Here is a 17,137-nt window from a genome sequence, read left to right on the forward strand (position 1 = left end):
AAAGAAGACTATTTTTAACATAGTTAAAACTGGTCAGTTTCAAAACACATTTTACAATGGAGAGTTTGATCCTGGCTCAGGATGAACGCTAGCGGCAGGCCTAATACATGCAAGTCGAGGGGTAGAGGAGAGCTTGCTTTCCTTGAGACCGGCGCACGGGTGCGTAACGCGTATGCGACCTACCTTTATCAGGGGGATAGCCCGGAGAAATCCGGATTAACACCGCATAAAATCACAGTACAGCATTGTACAATGATCAAATATTTATAGGATAAAGATGGGCATGCGTGTCATTAGCTAGTTGGCGGGGTAACGGCCCACCAAGGCGACGATGACTAGGGGATCTGAGAGGATGGCCCCCCACACTGGTACTGAGACACGGACCAGACTCCTACGGGAGGCAGCAGTAAGGAATATTGGTCAATGGAGGCAACTCTGAACCAGCCATGCCGCGTGCAGGAAGACTGCCCTATGGGTTGTAAACTGCTTTTATCCGGGAATAAACCTGCTTACGAGTAAGTAGCTGAATGTACCGGAAGAATAAGGATCGGCTAACTCCGTGCCAGCAGCCGCGGTAATACGGAGGATCCAAGCGTTATCCGGATTTATTGGGTTTAAAGGGTGCGTAGGCGGCCTGTTAAGTCAGGGGTGAAAGACGGTGGCTCAACCATCGCAGTGCCCTTGATACTGACGGGCTTGAATGGACTAGAGGTAGGCGGAATGAGACAAGTAGCGGTGAAATGCATAGATATGTCTCAGAACACCGATTGCGAAGGCAGCTTACTATGGTCTTATTGACGCTGAGGCACGAAAGCGTGGGGATCAAACAGGATTAGATACCCTGGTAGTCCACGCCCTAAACGATGAACACTCGCTGTTGGCGATACACAGTCAGCGGCTAAGCGAAAGCGTTAAGTGTTCCACCTGGGGAGTACGCCCGCAAGGGTGAAACTCAAAGGAATTGACGGGGGCCCGCACAAGCGGAGGAGCATGTGGTTTAATTCGATGATACGCGAGGAACCTTACCCGGGCTTGAAAGTTAGTGAATTATCCAGAGATGGATAAGTGAGCAATCACACGAAACTAGGTGCTGCATGGCTGTCGTCAGCTCGTGCCGTGAGGTGTTGGGTTAAGTCCCGCAACGAGCGCAACCCCTATGTTTAGTTGCCAGCATGTAATGGTGGGGACTCTAAACAGACTGCCTGTGCAAACAGAGAGGAAGGAGGGGACGACGTCAAGTCATCATGGCCCTTACGTCCGGGGCTACACACGTGCTACAATGGACGGTACAGAGGGCAGCTATACAGCAATGTAATGCGAATCTCACAAAGCCGTTCACAGTTCGGATTGGGGTCTGCAACTCGACCCCATGAAGTTGGATTCGCTAGTAATCGCGTATCAGCAATGACGCGGTGAATACGTTCCCGGGCCTTGTACACACCGCCCGTCAAGCCATGGAAGCTGGGGGTACCTAAAGTATGTAACCGCAAGGAGCGTCCTAGGGTAAAACCGGTAACTGGGGCTAAGTCGTAACAAGGTAGCCGTACCGGAAGGTGCGGCTGGAATACCTCCTTTCTGGAGTAGCATTGACTACTCGCTGCGCAACATGATACTCTAATAAAAGTTAAAAAGTTGAAAGTATTAAGTTATAAGTTGAAAAGGCCACATGGCCTTGGTACGATATACTTTATACTAACGACTAAAAAAGACACACCCAAAAGATTAACCACTCAGTGGCTTTAACAAATCTTTGAGAGGCGAGATTGAAATTGAATTACGATTTTTGATTTACGGTTTGCGATTGCATTAAATCTAAAATCGTGGGTCAGGAAATCTAAGATCAGAAAGTCCCGTAGCTCAGCCTGGTTAGAGCACTACACTGATAATGTAGGGGTCTCCAGTTCAAATCTGGACGGGACTACTATAAGGGAGTTAACAGTTAAGAGTTATGAGTTTACAGTTATATATACTGCAAACGGGGAACAGAAAACTGCAACATATCTTTCGGGGAATTAGCTCAGCTGGCTAGAGCGCCTGCCTTGCACGCAGGAGGTCAACGGTTCGACTCCGTTATTCTCCACTGGAAGTTATAAGTGGTAAGTAATAAGTTATAAGTTTTAAAACTTGCAACCTGGAACTTACAACGGTTATAAGTGTTAATTATAAGTTATAGGTTTTAAAACTTACAACCTAGAACTTAAAACTTACAACTCGAAACTTACAACTCAAACAAAGCTACCTGGATCGGTAGTATACATTGACATCAAGAAAAAGAAGAGAATGCCATCGGGGCACAGAGAAACGGTTCGAGCCCGCAATTTTCACTAACGAAGCTGGGACAAGGCTTAGGTTGGGGCACATGACACCCTACACCTTTATACCCTTGGTTTTCGGTTTCAGTAAAGTTCTTTGACATATTGGAAGAAGTTAAAAAAGAAGAGCAAACAACAATAGGCGACTGTTGTGTTTGTGCTCACCATTGAAGGGGCAACCTGGATATGGTATGAGACATCATAACAAGAGCAAAAAAGCATACCATACGGCGCAAAAGGCGTATGCGTAGAAGAAAGTAAAGAAGAGTACACGGGGGATGCCTTGGCTCTCGGAGGCGATGAAGGACGTGATAAGCTGCGATAAGCACCGGTGATCTGCAAATAGGAACTATACCCGGTGATTTCCGAATGGGGCAACCCGGCATGTTGAAGACATGTCACCATAATGGAGCAAACCTGCCGAACTGAAACATCTAAGTAAGCAGAGGAAGAGAAAATAACAATGATTTCCTGAGTAGTGGCGAGCGAAAGGGAAAGAGCCCAAACCACACCTGTTACGGCATGTGTGGGGTTGTAGGACTGTGATGTGGTTACAATGTAATGAAGTGGAACGGGATGGGAAGCCCGGCGACACAAGGTGATAGCCCTGTACACGTAAATACCATTGGCCTAACAGTATCCTGAGTACCGCGAGGTCGGAGACGCCTTGTGGGAATCTGCCGGCACCATCCGGTAAGGCTAAATACTCCCGAGAGACCGATAGTGAACCAGTACCGTGAGGGAAAGGTGAAAAGAACCCCGAACAGGGGAGTGAAATAGAACCTGAAACCGTGTACTTACAAGCGGTCGGAGCATCCAGGTGGTGTGACGGCGTGCCTTTTGCATAATGAGCCTACGAGTTACTCTTCTCTGGCAAGGTTAAGTGCTTCAGGCACGGATCCGAAGCGAAAGCGAGTCTGAATAGGGCGTATAGTCAGAGGAGGTAGACGCGAAACCTTGTGATCTACCCATGGACAGGTTGAAGGTGCGGTAACACGTACTGGAGGACCGAACCGATAAACGTTGAAAAGTTTCCGGATGATCTGTGGGTAGGGGTGAAAGGCTAATCAAACTGGGAAATAGCTCGTACTCCCCGAAATGTTTTTAGGAACAGCGTGGATATTAAGTTTCATAGAGGTAGAGCTACTGATTGGGTGCGGGGGAGTCAAATCCTACCAAATCCAGACAAACTCCGAATGCTATGAAATATGATCTGCAGTGAGGCGCGGGGTGCTAAGGTCACGCGCCGAGAGGGAAAGAACCCAGACCATCAGCTAAGGTCCCCAAGTTACAGTTAAGTTGAACTAACGAGGTCCGGTTGCACAGACAGCTAGGATGTTGGCTTGGAAGCAGCCATTCATTTAAAGAGTGCGTAACAGCTCACTAGTCGAGCGGCCGGGCATGGATAATAAACGGGCATTAAATTGTACACCGAAGCTATGGGATTGAAATATATCGGTAGGGGAGCATTCTAGCGGCAGTGAAGGTACCTGGTAATGGGTGCTGGAGCTTCTAGAAAAGCAAATGTAGGCATAAGTAACGATAAGGCGGGCGAGAAACCCGCCCACCGAAAGGATAAGGTTTCCTGATCAACGCTAATCGGATCAGGGTTAGTCGGGACCTAAGGAGAACCCGAAGGGGATATTCGATGGACAACTGGTTAATATTCCAGTACTTTTTATAACTGCGATGTGGGGACGGAGTAGTGACACTGCCGCGATCTGACGGAATAGATCGTTGAAGGCTGTAGGTATACATTTGGTAGGCAAATCCGCCGAGTGTGCTGAACGCTGATAGTACCGCGAGCCTTCGGGTAAGTGGATAGTGCAGGTAATCAGACTTCCAAGAAAAACCGCTAAGCTTCAGGTTATAAAAACCCGTACCGCAAACCGACACAGGTATCCGGGAAGAGGATTCTAAGGTGCTCGAGTGAATCATGGCTAAGGAACTCGGCAAAATGGCCCTGTAACTTCGGGAGAAGGGGCGCTGGTAGCAATATCAGCCGCAGTGAAAAGGCCCAGGCGACTGTTTAACAAAAACACATGGCTTTGCAAAATCGAAAGATGAGGTATAAGGCCTGACACCTGCCCGGTGCTGGAAGGTTAAGAGGGGATGTCATCCGCAAGGAGAAGCATTGAATCGAAGCCCCAGTAAACGGCGGCCGTAACTATAACGGTCCTAAGGTAGCGAAATTCCTTGTCGGGTAAGTTCCGACCTGCACGAATGGTGTAACGATCTGGGCGCTGTCTCAGCCATGAGCTCGGTGAAATTGTGGTCCCGGTGAAGACGCCGGGTACCCGCAACGGGACGGAAAGACCCCATGCACCTTCACTACAATTTAACATTGACATTGGGTACAGGATGTGTAGGATAGGTGGGAGGCTATGAAGCGGTGTCGCCAGGCATCGTGGAGCCAACGTTGAAATACCACCCTTTCTGTATTCGGTGTCTAACTCCCTTAGTGGGAGGACATTGTTTGATGGGTAGTTTGACTGGGGTGGTCGCCTCCAAAAAGGTAACGGAGGCTTTCAAAGGTAAGCTCAGTACGCTTGGTAACCGTACGGGGAGTGCAATAGCATAAGCTTGCTTGACTGTGAGACATACAGGTCGATCAGGGTCGAAAGACGGATATAGTGATCCGGTGGTTCTGCATGGAAGGGCCATCGCTCAAAGGATAAAAGGTACGCTGGGGATAACAGGCTGATCTCCCCCAAGAGCTCATATCGACGGGGAGGTTTGGCACCTCGATGTCGGCTCGTCACATCCTGGGGCTGGAGAAGGTCCCAAGGGTTCGGCTGTTCGCCGATTAAAGTGGCACGCGAGCTGGGTTCAGAACGTCGCGAGACAGTTCGGTCCCTATCTGTTGTGGGCGTAGGAATTTTGAGTGGGGCTGACCTTAGTACGAGAGGACCGGGTTGGACCAGCCTCTAGTGAATCTGTTGTTCCGCCAGGGGCATTGCAGAGTAGCTACGCTGGGAATAGATAAGCGCTGAAAGCATCTAAGTGCGAAACTAGCCACGAGATGAGAATTCCATATAGGGCCGTAGCAGACTACTACGTTGATAGGTTACAGATGTAAAGATGGTGACATCACAGTCGAGTAATACTAATCACCCGAAGCTTTCAAAGCAACACAAGTTGTTTGCTCTTCGAAACTTAACTTCTTTCAATAATATGTCATTTAAGTTGATGGTTATAAGTTATAGGTTTTAAGTAAGTTTTACTTACAACTTAATACTTACCACTTATTACTTAAATAAAAATATTCAGGTGCCTATATCGGCGGTGTCCACCTCTTCCCATTCCGAACAGAGAAGTTAAGCCCGCCAGAGCCGATGGTACTGCGGTAACACGTGGGAGAGTAGGTCGGTGCCAGATCTTAAAACGGAACCCTTCAGTTAACACTGAGGGGTTTTCGTGTTTTATAGGGGTTTACAAGGACCAAATGCAGATAGTTTAAGACTTTGACCTTTCAGCTCCCAACTCAAGACTACAGACTCAAGACTCTAGACTTTGACTAAGAACTCCCAACTAATGTCCACCTCTTCAAACAAGAAATTTAGGGTACAAAAAAGCCCCGACAATGTCGAGGCCTGGGCATTATGATGGACGAAACTTAATCCACAGCGATGTTTTTCGCAGGTATGTTCGTTTCGGGATTTTTAGGAAGGCTTACTTTTAAAATACCATCAGCGTAATTTGCGGTAATCTGATCAATAAGAACTTTCCCATTTAAGCCAAAGGCTCTTTCAAAAGCTCCATTGCTGTATTCTCTCCTGTTAAACCTTTTAGCGTCTTCCGGGCGTTCTTCAGGTGTATAGGAAACCGTTAATACATCATCTTGGGTAATCACTTTTAAATGCTCTCTTGCTAAATCTGGTGCATAAATATGAAGGATAAAGTTTTGATCTGTTTCTTCAATATTCACCGGTACTTTTCTGAATCTGGTCTCAAAAAGTTGCTGATGATGTTTGAAATGCCGGCCAAATCTTTCGCCTCTCGGTTTACAATCACCATAATTCATTCTGCCTCTATGGCATCTATATTCGTTATACATAATTTTGATTTTTAAATAATTTATTCTTTGATTAATAATTTGTAACAGCTTCATTAAGCGCAGCGACATTGAGTTCTATGGTATCGGGTACAAGAGTCGCAGCAGGTTCCTCAACCCGATTAACCATGGTGGGAATATCTAATTTTTGAGCAATTACATTGGCAAATGGAAAAGTTGCTGAAAAAATAACATAATCGAATGTCAAATCTTTTATCTGTTCCAAAATATCATCGATAAACTTCATGGGTTCCAATAATGCGCTAATGAGGCCGTTAGTTGGATAATCGGTCTTTTCTGAGAGGTTGTTAAATACATTCAGGCCCGTTCTGTAACGTTTAAATTTTGCGCCCAAATAAGAGATGGATTTTTTGAATTTTATCGAACTGAAAAAGGTAATTTTTTCACCCTGGTTAATTAATGTTGAAGCTAAATTCAATTCAGAATTAACATGCTGCAGGGATGGGTTGCTCAAAAATAGTACGTTTGACATGACGATGTGGATTATATGGCTGTTCGACCTATGGAATCAACCATTGCTTTACTACTGTCCATTGGTTTATTATAATGATGGTTAATTCCGTTTTTTTTCCAATGCTCCTGGCACTGCTCTTTCGGGTAATGATGATTGCTAAAATCCAACCGATCAGGATACCCTCGCGCTATCGCTAATAAATTTAAACTGTAAAATGTTCCTGCTGTGGCGGCTAAGGCCAATATAATTCTAAATGCTCTCATGATTTCAGTTAATGTTAATTTGATTTACGCTTCCGTTGCCCTGTATATTTGGATGATACCATTGATTATCGATAGGAATAATGGGTTCGTGGCTAGCACCAAAGTTCTGATAATGGTAGTGTATGAAATGCCTGCGTTTGGCTTTAAAATACATCTTAAAGATAAGGCCAATAAATAGGGCGAGAAGGATAAATTTGAATACAAACGGTATGAAGAACAGGGTAGTACCCAGTACTACTCCAAATCCTATAGCTCTTAATATTTTGATCATGTTCTATCTTGTTTTTTAAGGTAGACGCACAACCCTAATTTTTACTTTAAAGAATTTTATTTAAAAGAGAGGAGACATAAAAGTGTTTGCTACAAATCAGTATTTCAAGGATAAACCTTAATTAGTGAATATCAGGAGAGTTTTTGAGCAAGCTAAGGCTAATGGCCTTTTATCTATATTCTGAATACTACGTTAGTAGCATCATATTATTGGACTGTTCTTCTAAACAAAAAAGCCAGCATTTTATCGCTGGCTCTCTGTTATTCATCTCTTCTTCTTCTCCAATCACGGCATCGGTTTTTATATTCCTCGCGGAACCGATCACGTTCTTCTGTGCTCATGTGCCGCCATTTTTCCCGCATACCCGCTCCCCCTGGTCCAAATTTACCCGGCCCACCTCCTCGGCCGAAACTTCCAAAAAGTAATCGGCACAATACCAGTAATCCCAAGGCCTGCCAGAAATTAATGGGTTTGCAGAAAACCACTTCCGGCAAAATAGAATTCCATAAAAATTTAATCACATAACCCAAAGCCGTAGCAATCAAAATTGCTCCTGGGATAAAAAAAAGAAGTTTTTTACCTCGACTAAAATTTCCACGCCTCATAACAGCAATTTAATAGTTAATAAATTCTTGATATAAATGTTGTAAACGGTTGCGCAGATGTTTCACCGCATAACCCTTTCTTGATATTAGTGTTTTAATATTTTCACCTGTTTCATTCGCAATATCCTGAAAAGTACGCTCTTCAAGTTCATTTTGAATGAAAACATATCGTTGATTTTCAGGTAGTTCCTCTAAGGCCGAAAATAACTGGTCCCAAAATAATTTCTTCAGGCCTTCTTCTTCGGGACTATAAGCTTCGGCTAATAAAATTTCTTTGAAACTAATTTCGCCGTCCTCATCTTCAAAACTTAAATCTTCGAGAAGCTGGTCTTTTTGCTTGCGGTATCGATCTGTAATCTTATTCCGGGCAACCCGGTATAACCAGCTCCCTACCTGTTCAATAGCGTTAGTTTCAGGCTGATTGCTTAATTGGTACCATACATCCTGTAAAATATCTTCAGCATCTTCATCGGTATTCACCCGCCCCCGGATGAAACTAAATAAGCGCTTACCGTAATCAGCAACTGCAGAAATGATATTTTGAGGTTCGTTTTTTGGCACTATTTGTTCTTTGATAAACCAGTAGACGAATGAAAATCAATATTACTTTAAATTTTGCTCTTTTTTTTTAAATAGATGTGTATACCGTAATTTAATCCAAATAAAAGTCCCTATAGTTTTAACATCAATCGCCAAACTGTAGGGACCTTTATATATTGAACCTGAAGTTATTTCAGTGTACCGGTAGGATTTGTTCCTTTCTCTACAATTGTTTTAATATTTCCATCTAGATCAGAAACATATATTTTACTTTGTGTGAAAGGTTTTTCAGCCCCACTGTAAAAAATGCGATCATCTGCCGTAACAAACAAATAGGGAACATTTATGCCTTTTGGCGAGATACGATTTACTTTTTTACTGTCCACATCCAATACATAAACAGCTTCACTAGGCCCTGTTAATCCATCAAGTACATCCGCATTGCCAACATTGAAAATTAATTTCTTGCCATCCCGTGTGTAAAAGAAACGATTGCTGCTGGCCAAAAGGAAATCTTTTCCAATTAGCCCAGAAATAAGCTTAGTGTCGATAATTTTACCCTTAGTATTAAAGGTATAAAGATTAGTCAGGTCATGACCTAATAGTTCGGTTTCGTTTTTCCAGGTTGGTGAATAAACACTAATGTTAGATGCACTGTCAATCAACTGGTATCCGGTGTTATCATTTTTAATGACACCAATTTTCCATAACTTCTTTGAAGTGAAGATGCTAAAAGCCAAATTTGAACCACTTGGCGACCAAACTGCCTGATAGTAATTGTTACTGTTAACCTGAAGTTTAAGCTGACTTTTGTTCTCCATATCTGCTATCCAGATGCTGCGTCCACCTGTAGAATCTGTTAAAGTATAGGCAAGCTTAATTCCATCAGGTGATATCGCCGGATCGGTGGCTCCACCAAATGAAATCTGTTTTAAAGTATCAATGCTGGTAGCAACAATTTTTTGCCCATCCTGATAAGCCAAAGCTATGGCCTTCTTGCTTAATGCAACAGTATCTAAAAGTGCGGTAGATACCGAACCATCTTCAGTTTTATTGCCATTACAGGCAGCAATTAAACCTAAACAGGGAATAAAATATTTGAGGGATTTTAAGGTCAAATTCATCTTACAATTTTACGGATTGTTTTTAAACAAAAAGATTCAGGCCCTTTCGAAACCTGAATCTTTAACATTTTATGATACTCTGTAAACTTAAATCTTCTTTTTATCGGCATAACCGAAAACTTTCTGTAAAAGTGTAGAGCTTCTTGCATTCAAGTTACCTCTGATTTTCAGCTCTTCTTTGGCTACTTCTAAAAATAATCCATCAATAGCCTTTTGCGTTACATAGGCCGTAAGGTTAGTGTTAACAGGCTTAACCAGGGGCAGTCGATTATATTGCGTAGTCAAATCAGAATAATATTTGGTCGCATTAACCTTGCTTAAACTGGTTGTCACTATAGGACTAAATTTCTCAGTGAGTTGTGCAGAAGTAACCCTTTTAAAGTATTCTGTGGCAGCATCACTTTTGCCTAAAAGGATGTTAGTCGCATCCGTAAGTGTCATCTGTTTTATCGCTGAAATAAAAATAGGTTTAGCTTCTTTTGCTGCATCTTCAGCTGCACGGTTTAAACTGGTAATTACATTATCGCAAAGTGAATTCAGGCCAAGCCCACGAAGTGTCTTTTCTACCTTTTGGGCTTCAGGAGGCATAAGGATTTTGACCGCTAAGTTACCTAAAAAACCATCTTTAGCTGATAGCCTGTCAGCGCCAGCCGAAACGCCTAACTGTAAAGCCTCTTTTATACCCAAGCCAATTTCTGATGTGGTTGGTGCACCGGCACTTGTAGCAGAACTGCTTTGCCTGTCAGTAACTTTTTTAAATATATCGCTTAACTTAATTTGCGCCTGTACTTGCTGATGTGAAAAGAAAATCAGTGTTAACAAGGTCAATAGTCTGTTTAGTTGTCTCATTTGATGCGAGTTTAATATCACATAGCAAAACCATTGCCACAAATGGGTTCGCTATTTGTCTTTCACAAAGATAAAGCTTTTAACATCGTCAAATGTTAAAATTTCTCAATGTCAGTAATCCCTAATAATTTAGTTTAAATCGCCCATAGTCGAAAATATTTTTTATACTTGAAAGATAAATCTCGATAGCTACTCAATTTTTTGAAGTTCATAAAAAATACAGCTGGCAAACGCCAGTATGAAGATGCCGATCTAATCGCCGAGTACAAGAAAACTGGTGATTTGGATGCTTTGGGTACGCTTTATAATAAATACATGCACCTGGTTTTTGGGGTTTGTTTCAATTATTTTAAAGACGAAGAACAGAGTAAAGATGCTGTAATGCAAATTTTTGAGGAATTGGTTCTCAAGTTAAAAGCACATGAAGTGCTGAACTTCAAAAGCTGGCTACATGTGCTTACCCGAAATCATTGTCTCATGGCGTTGCGTAAATCGGCGAAACAAAATAACGTTTCTTTAGACGATACTTTTGTGGAAAATACTGATTTTGTGCATCTAGATATCGACAACACAAAAGAAACGCAACTTACCATTATGGAAAAGTGCATGGAAACTTTGACGGAAGAACAGCGAAAAAGCGTAGATTTATTCTATCTGCAGGAAAAATGCTACAAAGAAGTTGCTGAAATCACTGGATATGATATGCTTAAAGTAAAAAGTTATATCCAAAATGGTAAACGGAATTTAAAGATTTGTATAGAAAAAAATAGTAGTGAATAAGGATTGGTTAGATATTGACGTGCTGGAAGATTACCTAGATGGTAAACTTGATGCCAAAACTATGCATTTGGTAGAGCGTCAGGAGTTGGAAGATCCTTTTGTAGCAGAAGCTTTAGAAGGATTGCGCCAGTCGCCTAAGCGTAAGCAACACATTTCTATTTTACAGAACCAACTTTACCACCGCATTGCGAATGAACCTTTAAAACGTAAAATGTGGGGGATCACTACCCAGCGTTTAAGCATCGCTGCCACCGCAACAGTAGCTTTTATTGCCGTGAGCATATTATTTTTTATGAGGGAAACCAACCGAAGAAATGATATTGCTAAGCGCAAAGATGCAGGTGTAATCGTAAACCTTGATACCACTGCTGTTGTAGCTGCAACTCCACCTGCAGTTAAAGATTCTGTTCCTGTTGATGGTGCACAAAGGCACAACGCCATTATAGACAAAGCAATTAAGCAAGCCAAAACAGGAGATTTGGCTAAAAACAGTAAGACTTTCCATACAGAGGTGAAGGCAAAAGAAGAGGAAAAAGTAAACACTTTTTCTGCTCAGGAAAGTAAAACGGCTGTTCAGTTGGAAAAAGTCCAGGCCATTGCAGCAGCAGCACCTGGTCTGGCCAGTAATAAACCAGTTTATGTTGGAAGTGTTATCGCTCAGGATGGTAAACCGATTTCCGGGGCAGTAGTTAAAACAGCAAGTGATAAGCATATTACCGCTACAGACGCCAATGGTTTCTTTGCCTTACCGCTTGATAGTGCAGATAAGCGCAAGGAAATATTAGTTAAGGCACAAGGATACAATGATAAAATCGTTTCAACTGATCCAAATGCCATTAGGATGGCCTTAAGCGGGGACCGGTCTTTAAATGAGATTGCCGCTATTACCGGGTCGAACGTAAGGAAGAAAGAGCGGATTGAGGCACCTAAAATTGTACTTAGGGCAGATCAAAATCTAAATGGTAAATCAGCTGAAGAAGCCACTAAACCTATTCCTGTATCAACAATTGATTATAACCAATACCTGGAAAACAACAATAAACTGTATACTGCTAAAGGTAATATACAGTACGTTATTGTAAGGTTTAAAGTGAAGAAAAATGGAAGACCTGCCGACGTAAAAGTAATTAAAAGCATTGATAAAAAGACAGACGCAGAAGCGAGGCGGTTAATTATGAACGGACCTGATTGGGTATTGCCTAAAAACGGAACAGACGAGGTAGAGTTAAGTATAAAGTTCTAATGGCTTCCATTTAATTGAAGCTTTTATATTAATCGGGATTTCCGGTTCTTAAATCATTTACATGTATAAATTACCTTATTATCAGGTTGATAATCAAGCTGAAGTTATAGCTTTCATGCAGCAGAATAATTTCGTTACGCTGGTAGGCTTTGATGGCGATTATCCGGTAGCCACTCAAATTCCAGTTAAAATTGTTCTTGATGGTGAGCAGATCAAGTTAATTGGGCATATAATGACTAGGACAGACCATTGTGCCGCATTTGAAAAAAATCCTAAGGTTTTGGCTATGTTTACCGGAGCACATGCTTACATCAGTGCATCTGTTTATGAAGATCCGGCAGTTGCTTCTACCTGGAACTACAAAACTGTTCAGGCCAAAGGAAATATCAAATTACTCTCCTCTGAAGAGACGTATCAGGTGATTAAAGGTATTACTGATCATTATGAAGGTGAAGATAGTCCGGCTGCATTCCACAAAATGGATGAAACGTATATTCAAAAGCATTTAAAAGCCATTACCGGATTTGAAATTGAAGTGACTCATCTCGATCATGTATTTAAGATCAGCCAAAATCATTCAGCTAAGAATAAAGAAAGTATTATTGCGAACCTCGAAAGCAGCGGAGATGTGATGTCTCAGGAGGTTGCGAAAGAGATGAAGAGCGCGAAAATGTAAATACTTTAGCTTCACTACGAAGTAATTAATTACCCTCAAATCTTTGGAGAAAAGCAGGTGTTTTTTTTGAACCAAAAAAAGCTATATGGTAAAATATGAGCCAGGCTTGGTGTGCGCTGTGGTACAAATAAGCCGCCCAGCTGCAAATAAAAAAGGCTAAAACAAATTTGTCTTAGCCTTTCGAGTATATTAAAGGATTTTGTTTATTTAAAATAATAAATCAAGCTGTAAATAATCGCTGCTAATGTTGCAGATACCGGGATGGTTAAAATCCATGCCCAGATTAAATTAATGGTTACCCCCCAACGAACTGCTGAAACACTTTTTACAACGCCTACCCCCACGATTGAACCTGTAATGGTGTGTGTAGTTGAAACAGGGATACCAAAATGTTCGGTAATGCCTAACGTAACCGCTCCGGCACCTTCGGCAGCAACACCCTCAAGAGAGGTTACTTTAGTGATTCTTGATCCCATAGTTTTAACAATTTTCCAGCCGCCGCTCATTGTGCCCAATGAAATTGCTGAATAACAGGCGATCGGTACCCATGCAGGCATAGCTTCGAAATCAGGAATAACTTTTTGCGCAATCAAAGCCGTTGCAATAATACCCATAACTTTTTGTGCATCATTACCGCCATGGAAGAAACTTAATGCTGCAGATGAAAGCAGCTGCAGGCGTTTAAACCATTTCTCGGCCGTCGCCGGTTTAGCATATCGACAAATATTGATGATAATCAATGTAATGGTGACTGATATAACCATACCAATTACGGGTGCAAGTACGATAAAAGAAACAATCTTAATTACGTAACCCATATTAACAGCATCTAATGCACTGGCACCTGTTAACATGGCATGAGTCATGCCCGCTCCGGCAAAACCACCGATTAAGGTGTGTGATGAACTGGAAGGAATGCCATACCACCAGGTAAGCAAATTCCAGATAATAGCTGCAACAAGCCCGGCAAATATAACCTCTAGCGTAATGTATTGCTCAATTACAGTTTTGGCCACGGTATTGGCCACTTTGTGATCTGTAAAATAGAAATAAGCCGCAAAATTAAATAGGGCAGCCCAAAGCACCGCTTGGAAAGGCGTAAGTACTTTTGTAGAAACGATGGTTGCGATAGAGTTTGCCGCATCGTGGAAACCATTGATGTAATCGAAAGCAATGGCTAAGATTACTACAACAACCAATAAGGTAGTTACCATGTTTATTTTAGATTAGGCGTTTTTAACAAGGATAGTTTCCAGTACATTCGCAACATCTTCGCACTTGTCTGTAGCTTTTTCTATCGTTTGTAAAACCTCTTTTTGTTTAATTAATTCAATCGCATTCGTTTCGTATTCGAAAAGACGGGCAACCGCCAAAGTAAATACGTAATCTGCCTGGTTTTCTCCGCTGTTAATGCGGATACAAGCATCGGCGATTACACGGATATTTTTAAAACTGCGTAATTCTTTGATGGCTTTATCAATATCTGTACACATTTCTACCAAAAGCTCAGCTATCTTAACAATAGGTTCGTTAATGGTATGCATGTTATACATTTGCATACGGTTAGCAGTTCCATAAATATAATCAGCAACATCATCAACGGCAGTAGCCAATTGGTGAATGTCCTCCCTGTCAAAAGGCGTAATGAAGTTCCTGCTCAATTCCAGAAAAATGGAGTGCGTAATGTCATCTCCTACATGTTCTAAACGCTCAATCTCTTTAAAGATGGTTTTTCTACTTTCTGGATCAGCGGTGCTAACCATTTCTAATAGGGCCTCTGCAATTTTTAAAGCATTGCTTCCTGCTTGCTCAAAAAGAGGATGAAACTTTCTGTCTTGAGGGGTAAAGAACTTAAAAATATTGTTCATGTTAATTTTTAATATGTTGCAAAGCTACGAGGCCAATGTTAAGTTAATGTTAAGTTATTAATTATCTTAACACTTTGAGCGTTAAGAGTATGTTTGCAACAACGGCGTCAATATGCTCAGCGAGAAAAGAGAGTTGATTTGAAATCTTGAAATTCGGGTTATGTGTTTGGATCTGGACCTTTAACCTGTGCTGATGATTGAAAAATACTAGCCTGCAGTTAACTTAGGTTATCCACCTTTTTGCAGGGTAAAAGCGAAGGTAGTTCCAATATTTGGTGTGCTGCGTACAGAAATGGTTTGTTGATGGGCTTCCAGGATATGTTTAACAATGGCTAAGCCCAAACCTGTTCCGCCTACTTCTCTGGCCCTATGCGTATCAATACGATAAAAACGCTCAAACAAGCGTAAAAGATGTTTTTCTTCTATTCCAATACCATTATCGGTTACTTCAATTAAGAATTGATCGTGAAGCTCGAAAATCTTAATGGCTGTTTCGCCATTTTCTACACCATATTTAATGCTGTTAACAATCAGATTAATTAAAACCTGACGTATTTTCTCCCGATCGGCCTTAACCATGGTTACAGCTGTATATTTATCTTTGAAGAAAAGCGTTATGTTTTTAGCTTTAGCCCGGTCTTCTAGGTTGTCCATCACCTCTTTTGCCAGTACTACAAAGTCAAATTTTTGATAGTCTATAGGTGATTCTCCTGTTTCCAGTTTAGAAATTACATCAAGATCATTAATTAGATAGCTTAAACGCTCTACGTTATTCCCCGCTTTTTTTAAAAAAATAATGGCTTGTTCCGGGTCATCCTCAATACAATCTTGTAAAGTTTCGATATAACCCTGAATAGCAAAAAGGGGGGTTTTAAACTCATGAGAAACATTGGAAAGAAACTCTCTTCTAAACTGTTCCTGCTTTTTAAGCAAATCTATTTCTTTCTTTTTTGCACCTGCCCATTCTTTCACTTCTTGTTCCACATCATTAATGGGATCCGCACTTACGTATTCACCTAAAGCATCTTTTAAGTCTTTACCTAGCTTAAGATTATGAATGAGTTTATAGATCAGTTTAATTTTGGTGTAAATGTATTTTTCGAGCAGGTAATAAAATACAAGGAAGCTACTTAAAAAAGAAACACCAAATGAAATGGCCAGATAATATAAACTGTGCTGAAAATAAAAGTTAACCAAACCAATAGATGAGGCCACAGCAAGGGCAGTAAATAAGACCAGGATACTCAATTTCATGCTGCAATTTAGGAGTTTTATGTTAATCGTGTATTAACTCAACTGCTTTTCGGTTAAATATTTCCAGTACCTTTTGGGTACATGCTGTACATGTAATCTGGTGTTTTTACGGGCAACAATATTCGCACTCTTAAAATAATCTTTCCACAATAAAGCATAAAGTTGCTCCTTTTCATCGGATAAAGCCGGTGATAATTTTTGTTGTTGGGTATCTTTGCTGAAATTAATGGTAATTTCTTCAACAGTATTGAGGTTATAGTGTAAGCCATATTTTCGTTTCAAATCATAAATGATCCATTGTTGATCTGCATAACGGTTTTTAAAATGATTGGATATTAGGGGCAAAACATTAAAATCAGGATCGATACTTGCGTAAAATATTCCATCGGCAGTTTCCTGAAAGCGGATAAAGGCTTCCATCCGGTGTTTCTCGCGTTCTACACTCTTGGCATATTTCGAAAGGGCCATCACGTGAGCGTTACCATAATTTTCTTCCGCACCCTGTTGATGCATGAAAATATAACATGTAAATTGAAAAAGATGATTGTATGCTTCCGGAAGCTCTGATAAATAGCTGCAATAAAACTTACGAAGCCAGTCCTTACGAAGCTTTTTTTGAAGTCCTAGCCATACACGATCTGCTTTTGAAGTATCAGTTGTAATTTCCAGGCTTTCTGCAAAGGCTTCGGGCTGAAAAATAGCTGTCGATTTTAATATCACCTGCCCTGGTTTACGCTCAAACCATTCAAATACGCTACTCAAAAGACCCGCAAGCGAGCCATCGAAAATGTAGGTCATGTTAAGTTAATTATTCAGTTGGAAA

General features: G+C 41.3%; 15 protein-coding genes, 2 tRNA genes and 3 rRNA genes. 8 read left to right on the forward strand and 12 right to left on the reverse strand.

Features of this window, described 5'->3' with window-relative positions; genetic code table 11:
- Positions 1-53: 53 nt before the first annotated feature.
- The 5 genes from ACQY77_RS12950 (at position 54) to rrf (ending at position 5,690) form a co-directional block, all read left to right on the forward strand.
- Positions 54-1,575: ribosomal RNA gene (locus tag ACQY77_RS12950) — 16S ribosomal RNA — on the forward strand.
- A 271-nt stretch (positions 1,576-1,846) separates the two neighbouring features.
- A tRNA-Ile gene (locus tag ACQY77_RS12955) sits at positions 1,847-1,921 on the forward strand.
- An 85-nt stretch (positions 1,922-2,006) separates the two neighbouring features.
- Positions 2,007-2,080, forward strand: a tRNA-Ala gene (locus ACQY77_RS12960).
- Positions 2,081-2,563: 483 nt separating this feature from the next.
- A 23S ribosomal RNA gene (locus ACQY77_RS12965) occupies positions 2,564-5,441 on the forward strand.
- Between the two features lie 137 nt (positions 5,442-5,578).
- Positions 5,579-5,690: ribosomal RNA gene (rrf, locus tag ACQY77_RS12970) — 5S ribosomal RNA — on the forward strand.
- The 16S, 23S and 5S rRNA genes sit together here with 2 tRNA genes alongside, the layout of an rRNA operon.
- A gap of 238 nt (positions 5,691-5,928) precedes the next feature.
- On the opposite strand, the gene ACQY77_RS12975 is transcribed toward rrf, so the two are convergent.
- The 8 genes from ACQY77_RS12975 to ACQY77_RS13010 form a co-directional block, all read right to left on the reverse strand.
- Positions 5,929-6,369, reverse strand: a complete 441-nt coding sequence (locus ACQY77_RS12975) for an Hsp20/alpha crystallin family protein (RefSeq protein ID WP_421941727.1) — start codon at positions 6,367-6,369, stop codon at positions 5,929-5,931.
- Positions 6,370-6,400: 31 nt separating this feature from the next.
- Positions 6,401-6,859 carry a hypothetical protein gene (locus ACQY77_RS12980; protein WP_421941726.1) on the reverse strand — a complete coding sequence of 153 codons (459 nt, stop codon included), beginning with the start codon at positions 6,857-6,859 and terminating at the stop codon, positions 6,401-6,403.
- Between the two features lie 11 nt (positions 6,860-6,870).
- Positions 6,871-7,104, reverse strand: coding sequence for a hypothetical protein (locus ACQY77_RS12985; protein WP_421941725.1), 234 nt, complete (start codon positions 7,102-7,104; stop codon positions 6,871-6,873).
- A 4-nt stretch (positions 7,105-7,108) separates the two neighbouring features.
- On the reverse strand, positions 7,109-7,375 hold the full coding sequence (locus tag ACQY77_RS12990) for a hypothetical protein (RefSeq protein ID WP_421941724.1): 267 nt from the start codon (positions 7,373-7,375) through the stop codon (positions 7,109-7,111).
- A 260-nt stretch (positions 7,376-7,635) separates the two neighbouring features.
- Positions 7,636-7,980 carry a hypothetical protein gene (locus ACQY77_RS12995; RefSeq protein ID WP_421941723.1) on the reverse strand — a complete coding sequence of 115 codons (345 nt, stop codon included), beginning with the start codon at positions 7,978-7,980 and terminating at the stop codon, positions 7,636-7,638.
- Between the two features lie 9 nt (positions 7,981-7,989).
- A complete protein-coding gene (locus ACQY77_RS13000; RefSeq protein WP_421941722.1) occupies positions 7,990-8,541 on the reverse strand; it encodes an RNA polymerase sigma factor in 552 nt (183 codons plus the stop codon).
- A gap of 167 nt (positions 8,542-8,708) precedes the next feature.
- Complete coding sequence (locus tag ACQY77_RS13005; RefSeq protein ID WP_421941721.1) at positions 8,709-9,644, reverse strand: hypothetical protein; 936 nt, start codon at positions 9,642-9,644, stop codon at positions 8,709-8,711.
- 87 nt (positions 9,645-9,731) lie between these two features.
- A complete protein-coding gene (locus ACQY77_RS13010; protein WP_421941720.1) occupies positions 9,732-10,493 on the reverse strand; it encodes a DUF4197 domain-containing protein in 762 nt (253 codons plus the stop codon).
- Positions 10,494-10,694: 201 nt separating this feature from the next.
- Between ACQY77_RS13010 and ACQY77_RS13015 the strand changes: the two genes are divergently transcribed.
- The 3 genes from ACQY77_RS13015 to ACQY77_RS13025 all read left to right on the forward strand — a co-directional run bounded on the left by ACQY77_RS13015 (position 10,695) and on the right by ACQY77_RS13025 (position 13,192).
- Positions 10,695-11,273 carry an RNA polymerase sigma factor gene (locus ACQY77_RS13015; RefSeq protein WP_421941719.1) on the forward strand — a complete coding sequence of 193 codons (579 nt, stop codon included), beginning with the start codon at positions 10,695-10,697 and terminating at the stop codon, positions 11,271-11,273.
- Positions 11,266-12,516 carry an energy transducer TonB gene (locus ACQY77_RS13020; protein WP_421941718.1) on the forward strand — a complete coding sequence of 417 codons (1,251 nt, stop codon included), beginning with the start codon at positions 11,266-11,268 and terminating at the stop codon, positions 12,514-12,516. The genes ACQY77_RS13015 and ACQY77_RS13020 overlap by 8 nt, the downstream gene beginning before the upstream one ends.
- Positions 12,517-12,577: 61 nt before the next feature.
- A complete protein-coding gene (locus ACQY77_RS13025; protein ID WP_421941717.1) occupies positions 12,578-13,192 on the forward strand; it encodes an FMN-binding negative transcriptional regulator in 615 nt (204 codons plus the stop codon).
- A 203-nt stretch (positions 13,193-13,395) separates the two neighbouring features.
- On the opposite strand, the gene ACQY77_RS13030 is transcribed toward ACQY77_RS13025, so the two are convergent.
- The 4 genes from ACQY77_RS13030 to ACQY77_RS13045 all read right to left on the reverse strand — a co-directional run bounded on the left by ACQY77_RS13030 (position 13,396) and on the right by ACQY77_RS13045 (position 17,112).
- Positions 13,396-14,406 carry an inorganic phosphate transporter gene (locus ACQY77_RS13030; protein WP_421941716.1) on the reverse strand — a complete coding sequence of 337 codons (1,011 nt, stop codon included), beginning with the start codon at positions 14,404-14,406 and terminating at the stop codon, positions 13,396-13,398.
- 12 nt (positions 14,407-14,418) lie between these two features.
- Entirely contained in the window at positions 14,419-15,060 is a 642-nt protein-coding gene (locus ACQY77_RS13035) for a DUF47 domain-containing protein (protein WP_421941715.1), read from the reverse strand.
- A gap of 228 nt (positions 15,061-15,288) precedes the next feature.
- The gene (locus ACQY77_RS13040; protein ID WP_421941714.1) at positions 15,289-16,314 is read right to left on the reverse strand and encodes a sensor histidine kinase; all 1,026 of its coding nucleotides are present in this window, start codon (positions 16,312-16,314) and stop codon (positions 15,289-15,291) included.
- 33 nt (positions 16,315-16,347) lie between these two features.
- Complete coding sequence (locus tag ACQY77_RS13045) at positions 16,348-17,112, reverse strand: TIGR03915 family putative DNA repair protein (protein ID WP_421941713.1); 765 nt, start codon at positions 17,110-17,112, stop codon at positions 16,348-16,350.
- Positions 17,113-17,137: the final 25 nt, after the last annotated feature.

It is taken from the genome of Pedobacter sp., from assembly GCF_965279535.1.
In the GTDB taxonomy this organism is placed as follows: domain Bacteria; phylum Bacteroidota; class Bacteroidia; order Sphingobacteriales; family Sphingobacteriaceae; genus Pedobacter.

Bases quoted from the DNA above. Each gene is read 5' to 3' on its own strand.
- ACQY77_RS13005 (WP_421941721.1), bottom strand. From the start codon at position 9,644: ATGAATTTGACCTTAAAATCCCTCAAATATTTTATTCCCTGTTTAGGT.
- ACQY77_RS13030 (WP_421941716.1), bottom strand. From the start codon at position 14,406: ATGGTAACTACCTTATTGGTTGTTGTAGTAATCTTAGCCATTGCTTTC.
- ACQY77_RS12990 (WP_421941724.1), bottom strand. From the start codon at position 7,375: ATGATCAAAATATTAAGAGCTATAGGATTTGGAGTAGTACTGGGTACT.
- ACQY77_RS12985 (WP_421941725.1), bottom strand. From the start codon at position 7,104: ATGAGAGCATTTAGAATTATATTGGCCTTAGCCGCCACAGCAGGAACA.
- ACQY77_RS12995 (WP_421941723.1), bottom strand. From the start codon at position 7,980: ATGAGGCGTGGAAATTTTAGTCGAGGTAAAAAACTTCTTTTTTTTATC.
- ACQY77_RS13040 (WP_421941714.1), bottom strand. From the start codon at position 16,314: ATGAAATTGAGTATCCTGGTCTTATTTACTGCCCTTGCTGTGGCCTCA.
- ACQY77_RS13025 (WP_421941717.1), top strand. From the start codon at position 12,578: ATGTATAAATTACCTTATTATCAGGTTGATAATCAAGCTGAAGTTATA.
- ACQY77_RS12975 (WP_421941727.1), bottom strand. From the start codon at position 6,369: ATGTATAACGAATATAGATGCCATAGAGGCAGAATGAATTATGGTGAT.
- ACQY77_RS13035 (WP_421941715.1), bottom strand. From the start codon at position 15,060: ATGAACAATATTTTTAAGTTCTTTACCCCTCAAGACAGAAAGTTTCAT.
- ACQY77_RS13045 (WP_421941713.1), bottom strand. From the start codon at position 17,112: ATGACCTACATTTTCGATGGCTCGCTTGCGGGTCTTTTGAGTAGCGTA.
- ACQY77_RS12980 (WP_421941726.1), bottom strand. From the start codon at position 6,859: ATGTCAAACGTACTATTTTTGAGCAACCCATCCCTGCAGCATGTTAAT.
- ACQY77_RS13010 (WP_421941720.1), bottom strand. From the start codon at position 10,493: ATGAGACAACTAAACAGACTATTGACCTTGTTAACACTGATTTTCTTT.